Origin of the sequence: Plantibacter sp. MPB07 (genome assembly GCF_046619465.1) — a bacterium.
Taxonomy (GTDB): domain Bacteria; phylum Actinomycetota; class Actinomycetes; order Actinomycetales; family Microbacteriaceae; genus Plantibacter; species Plantibacter auratus.
The window spans coordinates 1,125,522-1,136,967 of record NZ_CP177043.1 but is presented as its reverse complement, the minus strand read 5'-3'; the positions used below and the strand labels follow the sequence as shown (position 1 = coordinate 1,136,967).

Sequence of the window (11,446 nt, the reverse complement as noted above, 5' to 3'; positions counted from 1 at the left end):
GGCTACAGCCCGGCTGCTGACCGCAACGCCTCCACCCGGTCGAGACGCTCCCACGTGAAGTCGGGGAGCTCGCGGCCGAAGTGCCCGTACGCCGCCGTGGCGGCGTAGATGGGGCGGATGAGGTCGAGGTCGGCGATGATCGCGGCCGGACGGAGGTCGAAGACGTCGCGGATCGCGCGCGTGATGTCCGCCTCCGGCACATGGGCCGTCCCGAAGGTCTCGACGTAGAGTCCGACAGGCGCGGCCTTGCCGATAGCGTAGGCGACCTGCACCTCGAGACGTTCGGCGAATCCGGCGGCGACCGCGTTCTTCGCCACCCAGCGCATGGCGTATGCGGCCGAGCGGTCCACCTTCGACGGGTCCTTCCCGCTGAAGGCCCCACCGCCGTGTCGAGCCGCTCCGCCGTAGGTGTCGATGATGATCTTGCGTCCGGTGAGCCCCGCGTCGCCCATCGGGCCACCGACGACGAAGATGCCGGTCGGGTTGATCAGGTGCGTCACGTTCGAGCTGTCGAGTTCGACCGTCGCGAGGACCGGTTCGATGACGTGACGCTGGACGTCGCGACGCAGCTGCTCCGTGGAGACACCCGGATTGTGCTGCGTGGAGACCACGACCGTCTCGACGGTCTTCGGGAGGAAGCCGTCGTACCCGATGGTGACCTGGGTCTTGCCGTCCGGGCGCAAGTAGTCGAGCTGGCCGGACTTGCGGACCTCGGCGAGTCGCTCCGCGAGACGGTGTGCGATCCAGCTGGGCAGCGGCATGTACTGCGGCGTCTCGGTGGTCGCGAACCCGAACATGATGCCCTGGTCGCCCGCGCCCTGGAGGTCGTAGGCGTCGACACTGGACTGCTCGCGGGACTCGAAGGCATGGTCGACTCCGGCGGCGATGTCGGCGGACTGCGAGCCGATCGAGACGCTCACGCCGCAGGAGTCGCCGTCGAATCCGATGTCGGACGAGGTGTAGCCGATGGACCGGATGCGCTCGCGGACGATCGTCGGGATGTCGACGTAGCCGCTCGTGGAGACCTCACCGGCGACATGGACGAGCCCGGTGGTGACGAGCGTCTCGACGGCGACTCGACTGCGCGGATCCACCTCGAGGAGTGCGTCGAGGATGCTGTCCGAGATCTGGTCGCAGATCTTGTCGGGATGTCCCTCGGTCACGGATTCGGAGGTGAACAGGCGCAGCTCGGTCATGCGGTCTCCCGTCGGAAGTGGTGGTGCGATGGTGGAGGGATCGGCCGTCGCGGTGTTCCGGGGCCGGACCGTTCATCACTCTAGTCGAGGCCTCGGACACGTCGTCCGTCCATGACGCAAGGCGTCGCGGTGGTGGGAACGGGCCCGACACGACGAATCCGCCGGTCGTCTGGCGCCCGGCGGATTCGTCGTGGTGAAGCGGTTATTCGGCGATCGGCTTGATCTGGAGCTTGTCCTCGTTGATCTCGTGCATCGCGATCGAGAGCGGCTTGTCCTCGACGGACGAGTCGACCAGCGGCCCGACGTTGTCGAACAGGCTGCCCTCGTGGAGGTCGGCGTAGTAGTCGTTGATCTGGCGCGCGCGCTTGGACGCGAAGATCACGAGTGCGTACTTGGACTCGACCTTGGTGAGCAGGGAGTCGATGGGCGGATCGATGATGCCCTTGAGCTTGTCAGCCATGCAGGTTCACACTCCTCGTGTGGTTGTGTTCGGGGAAGATCGGATCGATGCGGGGTGCGCGTCGGACGTCAATCCCCGTGAATCTTCATCAAGTCTACGACCTCTTGGGCCGCGCGGGCCACGTCGTCGTTGACGACACGGTGGTCGAACTCGTCCGCGGCGGCCAGTTCGACCTTCGCGGTGCGCAGTCGGCGCTCCCGTTCCTCCTCGTCCTCGGTGCCTCGTCCGACCAGTCGGCGGACCAGTTCGTCCCAGCTCGGGGGCAGCAGGAACACCAGGGTCGCCTCCGGCATCGCCTCCCGGACCTGCCGGGCACCCTGGATGTCGATCTCGAGCAACGCGCTGTCGCCGGCCGCGAGCGCACGCTCGATCGGCTCGCGTGGCGTGCCGTAGCGGTACGCGTTGTGGACCGTGGCGTGCTCGAGCAGGCGGTCGCCCTCGATGAGGCCGTCGAATTCGTCGTCGGTCACGAAGTAGTAGTTCACCTCGTGCTGTTCCCCCGGTCGGGGCTTGCGCGTCGTGGCCGAGACGGAGAGGTGCACCTCCGGGTAGTGGTCGCGGATGTACGCGGCCACCGTCCCCTTGCCGACGGCCGTCGGGCCGGCGAGCACGACGAGTCGGCTGCGCGCGTTCCCCGGGTAGCGCTCGGCGATGAAGGCGCGGAGGCGATCCCGCTGCAACCGCCCGAGACCGCCGAGGCGCTTCACCGAGGAGATGCCGAGCGATTCGAGGATGCGCCCGAGCTTGGTGACGCCGACACTCGGGATGCTGAGGAGGTACTCGGTGATGCGGATGCCGCCCTCGATACCGTCCGGATCGGCGGTCGCGGCGTCGAGTACCTCCAAGGGGGTGCGGGCACCGGAGGCGATGGACGCCTTGACGGTCGCACGCGCGCGGCGTTTGCGAACGGCCTCACGTGAGGCGGCGGCCCGGTCGACCTCCGGCATGTTCCTACTGGGCTGGTCCTGCTCCTGGTCAACCACGGGCGCTCCTCACGGCTGCGACGGAACGTTCGACGGCGTCCGCGATCCCCGAGGGTCCAGCCGCGAGGAGGCTCCGGGACTCGGAGACGATGACGCCCGGCGCGAGGTCGCCGTAGATGGATCCGAGGTCGGCGACCGAGGCCCCCTGGTGGCCGAACCCGGGTGCCAGGATCGGGAGCGTGGTCGTCGGCGGTACCTCCGTCAGGCCGAACTCCTCGAGACGGAGCGTGGCTCCGATGACCGCACCGATCGAACCGGTAGCCCCGGGGTGGTGCCGTGCGTTCCAGTGGTCGATCTCCTCGAGCATCGACGCCGCGACGGTGAGGCCGGCCCTGTCCTCGGCGAGCTGGACGTCGCGACCCTCCGGGTTCGAGGTCGCCGTCAGCACGAACACGCCCTTGCCGTGCTGCTCGGCGAGCTCGAGTACCGGCTGCAGTGAGCCGAAGCCGAGATAGGGGTTCACGGTGAGGGCGTCGACCTCCAGCGGTGAACCGGGGGTCAGCCACGCTTCGGCATAGCCCTCCATGCTCGTCCCGATCTCACCGCGCTTGGCGTCGCCGATCACGAGGAGCCCGGCGTCGCGTGCCGCGGCGAGGACCCCTTCGAGGGCGATGTACCCGGCCGACCCGAACCGTTCGAAGAACGCCACCTGCGGCTTGACGATCCCGGCGCGACCGGCTGCGGCCTCGACGACGGCGAGGCCGAAGGCCCCCGCGCCGGCGGCGGTGTCGGGCAGCCCCCACGCCTCGAGCAGGAAGCGGTGCGGATCGATGCCGACGCAGAGTCGGCCCGACCGGATGAAGACCTCGTCCAGTCGGGTTCCGAAGGAAGCCGTCACGAGCGCGCAGCCCGATCGAGTGCGTACTCCTGGAGCGAGCGGACCTCGAAGCCCCCGCCGAGTGCCTCGAAGGAGCCGACCGCTGCGGTGAGCTGCGCGATCGTCGTGAAGAGCGGCTTGTCGGCCGCGACGGCGGCCGCGCGGATCTCGTAGCCGTCCGCGCGAGCCGACCGGCCACTCGGGGTGTTGATGACCATGTCGACCTCGTCGCGGTTGATCAGGTCGACGATCGAGTCGTCCTCGCCCGCGGCCGTGGTCTCGCTGTACTTGCGCACCGTCCGGGCACTGATGCCGTTCCGGTTCAGCACCTCGGCCGTGCCGTCGGTCGCGAGGATGTCGAACCCGAGCTGCTGGAGGCGCAGCACCGGCAGGATGATCGAGCGCTTGTCGCGGTCGGAGACCGAGACGAACACCGTTCCGCTCGACGGCAGGCCGCCGTAGGCCGCCTCCTGGCTCTTCGCGAACGCGCGCGGGAAGTCCTTGTCGATGCCCATCACCTCGCCGGTGGAGCGCATCTCCGGGCCGAGCACGCTGTCGACGATCTGGCCGTCCTTCGTGCGGAAGCGCTTGAAGGGCAGCACGGCCTCCTTGACCGACACCGGGGAGTCGATCGGGACCCGGGATCCGTCGACCGGGGGCAGGAGCCCGGAGTCCTTGAGCTCGGCGACCGTCGCGCCGGTCATGATGAGTGATGCGGCCTTCGCCAGCGGGATGCCGAGCGCCTTCGACACGAACGGCACCGTGCGGGACGCACGCGGGTTCGCCTCGATGACGTAGAGGATGCCGGCGCCGATCGCGAACTGGACGTTCAGCAGACCGCGCACGCCGATCCCCTGGGCGATCGCGAGCGTCGCGTTCCGCACGCGGTCGATCTCGGCACGACCGAGCGAGACGGGCGGCAGGGTGCAGCTCGAGTCGCCCGAGTGGATCCCGGCCTCCTCGATGTGCTCCATGACGCCACCGATGTAGAGCTCCTCGCCGTCGAACAGGGCGTCGACGTCGATCTCGATCGCGTCGTCGAGGAAGTGGTCGACGAGCAGCGGCTGGGCCGGGCCCACGATGCCCTGGTCCTCGATGCGCACGAAGTAGTCCGTGAGCGAGGCGCTGTCGTAGATGATCTCCATGCCGCGTCCGCCGAGCACGAAGCTCGGGCGGACGAGGACCGGGTAGCCGATCTCCTCGGCGACGCGCAGCGCACCCTCGATCTCCACCGCGGTGCCGTTCTTCGGTGCGACGAGGCCGGCGGCGTCCAGGATCTCCTGGAACTGGCCGCGCTCCTCGGCGAGGTCGATGGCGGTCGGCGTGGTGCCGAGGATCGGGACGCCTGCGGCCTCGAGCCCCTTCGCGAGCCCGAGCGCCGTCTGGCCGCCGAGCTGGACGACGACACCGACGAGTTCGCCCGACTCGCTCTCGGCGTGGATGACCTCGAGGACGTCCTCGAGCGTGAGCGGCTCGAAGTAGAGGCGGTCGCTCGTGTCGTAGTCCGTCGAGACGGTCTCCGGGTTGCAGTTGATCATGATGGTCTCGAAGCCGGCGGCCTGCAAGGCGAAGGACGCGTGCACGCAGGAGTAGTCGAACTCGATGCCCTGGCCGATGCGGTTCGGGCCGGACCCGAGGATGACCACCTTGCGGCGGTCGCTCGCGACCACCTCGGTCTCGGTGTCGTAGCTCGAGTAGTGGTACGGGGTGAGCGCCGGGAACTCGCCGGCGCACGTGTCGACCGTCTTGTAGACCGGGCGGACACCGAGGATGTGCCGGACCTCGCGCACCTCCTGCTCGCCGAACCAGCGCAGCTGACCGATCTGCGCGTCCGAGAAACCGTGGTTCTTCGCGGTACGGAGCACCTCGGTGTCGAGGCGTTCCGCCGCGGCGATCCAGTCGGCGACGTCGTTGATCAGGACGATCTGGTCGATGAACCACGGGTCGATCTTGGTGGCCTCGAAGACCTGCTCAGCGGTGGCACCCTTGCGGAGCGCCTGCTGCACGACGACGATGCGGCCGTCGGTCGGGGTCTTCATGACCTCGAGCAGCTCCTCGACACTGCGGGACTCGTCGCCCCAGTGGAAGCTGGAACCGCGCTTCTCGAGCGACCGCAGCGCCTTCTGCAGGGCCGTGGCGTAGTTACGTCCGATGGCCATCGCCTCACCCACCGACTTCATGGTGGTCGTGAGTGTCGGGTCGGCGGCTGGGAACTTCTCGAACGCGAAGCGCGGGACCTTCACGACGACGTAGTCGAGCGTGGGCTCGAAGCTCGCGGGCGTGACCTTCGTGATGTCGTTCGGGATCTCGTCGAGGCGGTACCCGATGGCCAGCTTCGCCGCGATCTTCGCGATCGGGAAGCCGGTCGCCTTCGAGGCGAGGGCACTCGAGCGGGAGACGCGCGGGTTCATCTCGATGACGATGATGCGGCCGTCGGCCGGGTCGACCGCGAACTGGATGTTGCAGCCGCCGGTGTCGACGCCGACCGCGCGGATGATGTCGATACCGATGTCGCGGAGCTTCTGGTACTCGCGGTCCGTCAGCGTCAGGGCGGGGGCCACCGTGATGGAGTCGCCGGTGTGCACGCCGACCGGGTCGACGTTCTCGATCGAGCAGACGACGACGGTGTTGTCGGCCGTGTCGCGCATGAGCTCGAGCTCGTACTCCTTCCAGCCGAGGATCGACTCCTCGAGGAGCACCTCGGTGGTCGGGCTCTGGTGGAGGCCGTCGCCGACGATCCGGCGGAGCTCCGTCTCGGTGTATGCGAATCCCGAGCCGAGGCCGCCCATGGTGAACGAGGGGCGCACGACCAGCGGGTAGCCGAGGTCCTCGGCGTAGCCGACGGCCTCCTCGACCGTGTGGGCGATGTACGAACGGGCCACGTCCGCGCCCGCGTCGAGCACGAGCTGCTTGAAGATCTGGCGGTCCTCGCCCTTGTTGATCGCCTCGAAGTTCGCGCCGATGAGCTCGACGTCGTACTTCTCGAGGATGCCGTGCTCGTGCAGCTGGATCGCGGCGTTCAACGCCGTCTGGCCGCCGAGGGTCGGCAGGATCGCGTCGGGCTTCTCCTTCGCGATGATCGTCTCGATGACCTGCCAGGTGATCGGCTCGACGTAGGTCGCGTCGGCGAAGTCGGGGTCGGTCATGATGGTCGCCGGGTTCGAGTTGACGAGGATGACCCGGACGCCCTCCTCGCGCAGCACGCGGCATGCCTGGGTGCCCGAGTAGTCGAACTCGGCGGCCTGCCCGATGACGATCGGCCCGGAGCCGATGACGAGGACGCTGTTGATGTCGTCGCGCTTGGGCACTAGTTGTTCTCCTTGGTGCTGGAAGTGGTGGCGTGGCCGGTCACGAGGTCGCGGAACCGGTCGAACAGGTAGACCGCGTCGTGCGGACCCGAGGCGGACTCGGGGTGGTACTGGACCGAGAACGCGGGGATGTCGATGCAGTTGATGCCCTCGACGACCTCGTCATTCAGGCTGTAGTGGCTGACCTCGGCGAGACCGAACCCGGCGGGCGTCTCGTGTCTGCCCTCGATCGGCAGGTCGACCGCGAAACCGTGGTTCTGCGAGGTGATCTCCACCCGACCGGTCGCCTTGTCGAGGACCGGCTGGTTGATCCCGCGGTGACCGAACGGCAGCTTGTAGGTCTCGAAGCCGAGCGCGCGCCCGAGCAGCTGGTTGCCGAAGCAGATGCCGAAGTACGGCACGCCCGCGCGGAGCACGTCCTGCAGGAGGGCGACGTGCGCGTCGCTCGCAGCCGGGTCACCGGGGCCGTTGGAGAAGAAAAGTGCGGACGGTTCGAGCGCGAGGACCTCGGCCGAGGTCACCGACTGCGGCAGCACCACGACGTCGAAGCCGCGAGCGGCGAGGTGGTTGAGCGTCGACGTCTTGACGCCGAGGTCGAGGACCGCGACGGAACCGACGCGCTCGCCCACCGCCGGCACGGTGTACTGCTCGGTCGTGGAGACCTGGCTCGACAGGTTCAGACCGGCCATCTGCGCGCCGGCCCGGACGAGACTGAGCTGCTCGGCGCCGGACAACTCGAAGTCCTCGCCGGAGAACACGCCGCCGCGCATGGAACCGGCGGAACGGATGTGCCGGGTCACCGCGCGGGTGTCGATGCCGCTGATGCCCACGACGCCGTCCTGGACCAGTTCGTCGTCGAGCGAGCGGTCCGCTCGGAAGTTCGAGACGACGCGCGACGCGTCACGCACCACGTATCCGGCGACCCAGACGCGGGCGGACTCCATGTCCTCGCGGTTGACGCCGGTGTTGCCGATGTGCGGCGCGGTCATCAGGACGATCTGTCCGGCGTAGGACGGGTCGGTCAGCGTCTCCTGGTAGCCGGTCATGCCGGTGGCGAAGACGACCTCGCCGAGCGTGCGGCCGGTCGCGCCGTAGGCGTGCCCGACGTAGCGGTTGCCGTCCTCGAGGACGAGTACCGCTGGACTGGGTGGGGTGAAGGAGGTCATGGTCAAGCCCTCTCGTGAGGCGGTGGGGTGGAGTCGTCGGCCGAGGTGATGTCGGCGACGGTGTCTGGGGTGCCGGTCGGCCGGAATCCGGCGTCCGCGGCGGGGATGAGGCTCGTGACGGTGTCGATGATGCGGGCGCGGTCCGCCTGCTCGAGGACGCGGAAGGTGCTGTCCGCGATCACCGTCGGGACGGGGCGCCAGCTCAGGCGGATGAGCCCGCCCGGCTCGACGACCCGGTCGATCGTGAGGTTGGTCTGGTCGACGCCGACGATGCTCGTCGCAGGGATGAACGTCGGCCGCTCCCCCGGGACGTCGACGACGATTCCGGCGGCACCGAGCTCGAGCGTGACCCGGGATCGGTAGCGCAGTCCCTGCAACGCCAGCCGTTCGAGCGGCTGGTCGTGCTTCGACGTCGCGACGTAGAGGACCTCGACCGTCAGTGACGGGACCGGCCGAGGGTCGGGGAGCTCCGCGAGGGGACCGACCTGGGCGTCGCGCGCGACGCGGCGTCGCCAGGCGAAGGCCATGAGGGCGAGGATGCCGAGGAGGACGAGGGCGACGAGGACGGCCGCGAGGATCCGCCCGTCCATCAGTGCTCGACCTCCGCGGATCGCGCGGCACGGCGTGCTGCGGCCGCGACCTGCTCCGTCGGGAGCACGGCGCCGTCCAGGACGGTCGCGTAGCCCCGGTGGAAGGTGGCGACGACGCGGCCGGGCAGCTCCAGGCCGAGGTAGGGCGAGTTCACGCCCTTGCCGGCCAGGTCGGCCGTGCCGAACGGACGGGTGGCGGCGGTGTCGTAGAGCACGACCTCCGCCGGAGCACCGGCCTCGATCGAAGCCCCCTGCCCGGTGATCCGTCCGATCCTCGCCGGCGTCGCCGAGAGCACCCGGGCGACGTCGTTCCAGTCCAGGAGCCCGGTCGCGACCATCGACGCGTGCACGACGGAGAGGGCGGACTCGAGGCCCACCATGCCGTTCGCGGCGGCGTCCCACTCGCAGTCCTTGGCCTCGACCGGGTGCGGTGCGTGGTCCGTCGCGACGATGTCGATCGTGCCGTCAGCGAGGGCCTCGCGCAGCGCCTGGACGTCCTCCGCCCGTCGCAGGGGCGGGTTCACCTTGTACCGGGCGTCGTAGCTCGCCACCAGCTCCTCCGTGAGCAGCAGGTGGTGCGGCGTGACCTCGGCCGTGACGGGGATGCCCCGGGCCTTCGCCCAGCGGATGACGTCGACGGAACCGGCCGTCGAGACGTGGCAGATGTGGAGGCGGGAACCCACGTGCTCGGCGAGGAGCACGTCGCGGGCGATGATCGACTCCTCAGCGACAGCCGGCCATCCGGTGAGACCGAGCTCGCCGGAGAGGGCGCCCTCGTTCATCTGCGCACCGACGGTGAGTCGGGGCTCCTGCGCGTGCTGGGCGATCACGCCGTCGAAGGCCTTCACGTACTCCAGCGCGCGACGCATGAGCAGCGGGTCGGACACGCAGAGGCCGTCGTCCGAGAAGACCCGGACCTTGGCGCGTGAGGAGGCCATGGCGCCGAGTTCGGCGAGTCGTTCTCCGGCGAGTCCGACCGTCACGGCACCGATCGGCTGCACCGTGGCGTAGCCGGCGCGCTCACCGAGCGACTGCTCCTGCTCGACGACCCCGGCCGTGTCGGCCACCGGCGAGGTGTTGGCCATCGCGAACACCGCGGTGAAGCCGCCGGCGGCTGCGGCACGCGTGCCGGTGAGCACCGTCTCGCTCTGCTCGAACCCGGGTTCCCGGAGATGCGTGTGGAGGTCGACGAGCCCGGGCAGCGCGAGGAGGCCGTCCGCGTCGACGACGGTCGCGCCGACGGCGCTCAGCCCGGAGCCGCGTTCCGCGATCCGTCCGTCGCGCAGGAGGATGTCGGTGCGTGTCCCGTCGGCGAGCGTCGCTCCGGTGATCAGGGTGACGTCGTGGTTCGAAGTGGGCTCAGACACGGGTGGATTCCTCTCGATCGCCGGACAGCAGCAGGTACAACGCGGCCATCCGGACCGACACCCCGTTGGCGACCTGTTCGAGGACGGTCGACCGGGGTGAGTCGGCTGCCCCGGACGAGATCTCCAGACCGCGGTTCATCGGCCCGGGGTGCATGACAATGCTAGCCGGATCGAGGCGGGCGAGCCGCTCGTCGTCGAGCCCCCAGCGCCTGGAATACTCCCGGCTGTTCGGGAAAAAGGCGGCGTGCATGCGTTCGGACTGGATCCGGAGCATCATCAGCACGTCGGGACGCTGGGCGATCGCGTCGTCCAGGTCGTAGCGGACGGTTGCCGGCCAGGGGCCGAGGTCCACCGGAAGCAGTGTCGGCGGGGCGACGAGGGTGACCTCGGCGCCGAGCGTGTCGAGCAGCCAGACGTTCGAGCGGGCGACCCGGGAATGCAGGATGTCGCCGACGATCGTCACCGCCACCCCGTCGAGCGCGCGACCGCGGGACCGCTCGCCGTGGAGGCGCTTGCGCATGGTGAACGCGTCCAGGAGGGCCTGCGTCGGGTGCTCGTGCGTCCCGTCCCCCGCGTTCAGGATGCCGGCGTCGATCCACCCGCTGTCGGCGAGGGTCTGCGGCGCTCCGGACGCGGAATGTCGGATCACGACGGCGTCGGCGTGCATCGCGGCGAGGGTCTGTGCGGTGTCCTTCAGGCTTTCACCCTTCGAGACGCTCGACCCCTTGGCGCTGAAGGTGATGACGTCTGCGGACAGCCGTTTCGCGGCAGCCTCGAACGAGATGCGCGTGCGGGTCGAGTCCTCGAAGAAGAGGTTGACGACCGTCTTCCCACGGAGGGTCGGGAGCTTGCGGACCTCACGGAACTGCGTCTCGGCCATGTCCTCCGCGACGTCGAGTATCTCGATCGCCTCGTCGCGGGTGAGTGTCTTCGTCGACAGCAGGTGCCTCATTCGCCGCTCCCCTCGATCGTCACGGAGTCGTCGCCGTCGAACTCGGTGAGCCGGACGAAGATGCGCTCCGCCTGGGAGGAGGGCAGGTTCTTCCCCACGAAGTCGGGTCGGATCGGGAGCTCGCGGTGCCCGCGGTCGACGAGCGCGGCGAGCCGCACGACGCGCGGGCGGCCCAGGTCGGTCAGGGCGTCGAGGGCGGCGCGGATCGTGCGTCCCGAGTACAGGACGTCGTCGACGAGGACGACCGTGCGCCCGTCGATCCCCTGTGGCGGGAGCGTCGTGGGCTGCGGTGCACGGGTCGGGTGCTTCGCCAGGTCGTCGCGGTACATCGTGACGTCGAGTGCACCCGAGACGATGGTCGCGCCCGAGATCGAGGAGATCGTGGCGGCGATCCGCTTCGCGAGGATGACCCCGCGCGTCGGGATGCCCAGGATCACGAGGTCGTCTGCTCCGCGGTTGGACTCGAGGATCTCGTGGGAGATCCGAGTCAACGCCCGCGCGATGTCAGCTTCGTGCAGCACGGTACGTGCGCTCATCGCCGACTCCCTTCTCCGCCTCTCTGGACGGTCTTAAAGGTTGTCTTGGTCAACACCCGAGCCTAGCAGTC

The 11,446-nt window shown here is 69.2% G+C and carries 10 protein-coding genes; all 10 read right to left on the bottom strand.

Annotated elements, in window-relative coordinates; translation table 11 throughout:
* Window positions 1–2: 2 nt before the first annotated feature.
* The 10 genes from metK to pyrR all read right to left on the bottom strand — a co-directional run bounded on the left by metK (window position 3) and on the right by pyrR (window position 11,375).
* Window positions 3–1,196 (bottom strand): methionine adenosyltransferase, encoded by a 1,194-nt coding sequence (gene metK / locus ACLIME_RS05355; protein WP_064293843.1) that lies wholly within the window; start codon window positions 1,194–1,196, stop codon window positions 3–5.
* A 202-nt stretch (window positions 1,197–1,398) separates the two neighbouring features.
* Window positions 1,399–1,656, bottom strand: a complete 258-nt coding sequence (rpoZ, locus tag ACLIME_RS05350; RefSeq protein ID WP_056005756.1) for a DNA-directed RNA polymerase subunit omega — start codon at window positions 1,654–1,656, stop codon at window positions 1,399–1,401.
* A 68-nt stretch (window positions 1,657–1,724) separates the two neighbouring features.
* Window positions 1,725–2,603 (bottom strand): guanylate kinase, encoded by an 879-nt coding sequence (gmk, locus tag ACLIME_RS05345; protein ID WP_124769345.1) that lies wholly within the window; start codon window positions 2,601–2,603, stop codon window positions 1,725–1,727.
* Window positions 2,604–2,631: 28 nt separating this feature from the next.
* Complete coding sequence (pyrF, locus tag ACLIME_RS05340; protein WP_193555813.1) at window positions 2,632–3,477, bottom strand: orotidine-5'-phosphate decarboxylase; 846 nt, start codon at window positions 3,475–3,477, stop codon at window positions 2,632–2,634.
* A complete protein-coding gene (gene carB / locus ACLIME_RS05335; protein ID WP_411558381.1) occupies window positions 3,474–6,764 on the bottom strand; it encodes a carbamoyl-phosphate synthase large subunit in 3,291 nt (1,096 codons plus the stop codon). Before carB ends, pyrF begins: the two co-directional genes overlap by 4 nt.
* A complete protein-coding gene (carA, locus tag ACLIME_RS05330) occupies window positions 6,764–7,930 on the bottom strand; it encodes a glutamine-hydrolyzing carbamoyl-phosphate synthase small subunit (RefSeq protein WP_085510883.1) in 1,167 nt (388 codons plus the stop codon). The genes carB and carA overlap by 1 nt, the downstream gene beginning before the upstream one ends.
* A gap of 2 nt (window positions 7,931–7,932) precedes the next feature.
* The gene (locus ACLIME_RS05325) at window positions 7,933–8,520 is read right to left on the bottom strand and encodes a hypothetical protein (RefSeq protein ID WP_411558380.1); all 588 of its coding nucleotides are present in this window, start codon (window positions 8,518–8,520) and stop codon (window positions 7,933–7,935) included.
* Window positions 8,520–9,887 (bottom strand): dihydroorotase, encoded by a 1,368-nt coding sequence (locus tag ACLIME_RS05320; protein ID WP_208612334.1) that lies wholly within the window; start codon window positions 9,885–9,887, stop codon window positions 8,520–8,522. The genes ACLIME_RS05325 and ACLIME_RS05320 overlap by 1 nt, the downstream gene beginning before the upstream one ends.
* Window positions 9,880–10,839: an aspartate carbamoyltransferase catalytic subunit gene (locus ACLIME_RS05315; protein WP_071260160.1), complete on the bottom strand. Its 960-nt coding sequence runs from the start codon at window positions 10,837–10,839 to the stop codon at window positions 9,880–9,882. The genes ACLIME_RS05320 and ACLIME_RS05315 overlap by 8 nt, the downstream gene beginning before the upstream one ends.
* Window positions 10,836–11,375, bottom strand: a complete 540-nt coding sequence (gene pyrR, locus ACLIME_RS05310) for a bifunctional pyr operon transcriptional regulator/uracil phosphoribosyltransferase PyrR (RefSeq protein ID WP_064293836.1) — start codon at window positions 11,373–11,375, stop codon at window positions 10,836–10,838. The genes ACLIME_RS05315 and pyrR overlap by 4 nt, the downstream gene beginning before the upstream one ends.
* Window positions 11,376–11,446: the final 71 nt, after the last annotated feature.

Bases quoted from the DNA above. Each gene is read 5' to 3' on its own strand.
- metK (WP_064293843.1), bottom strand. From the start codon at position 1,196: ATGACCGAGCTGCGCCTGTTCACCTCCGAATCCGTGACCGAGGGACAT.
- rpoZ (WP_056005756.1), bottom strand. From the start codon at position 1,656: ATGGCTGACAAGCTCAAGGGCATCATCGATCCGCCCATCGACTCCCTG.
- gmk (WP_124769345.1), bottom strand. From the start codon at position 2,603: ATGCCGGAGGTCGACCGGGCCGCCGCCTCACGTGAGGCCGTTCGCAAA.
- carA (WP_085510883.1), bottom strand. From the start codon at position 7,930: ATGACCTCCTTCACCCCACCCAGTCCAGCGGTACTCGTCCTCGAGGAC.
- ACLIME_RS05325 (WP_411558380.1), bottom strand. From the start codon at position 8,520: ATGGACGGGCGGATCCTCGCGGCCGTCCTCGTCGCCCTCGTCCTCCTC.
- ACLIME_RS05315 (WP_071260160.1), bottom strand. From the start codon at position 10,839: ATGAGGCACCTGCTGTCGACGAAGACACTCACCCGCGACGAGGCGATC.
- pyrR (WP_064293836.1), bottom strand. From the start codon at position 11,375: ATGAGCGCACGTACCGTGCTGCACGAAGCTGACATCGCGCGGGCGTTG.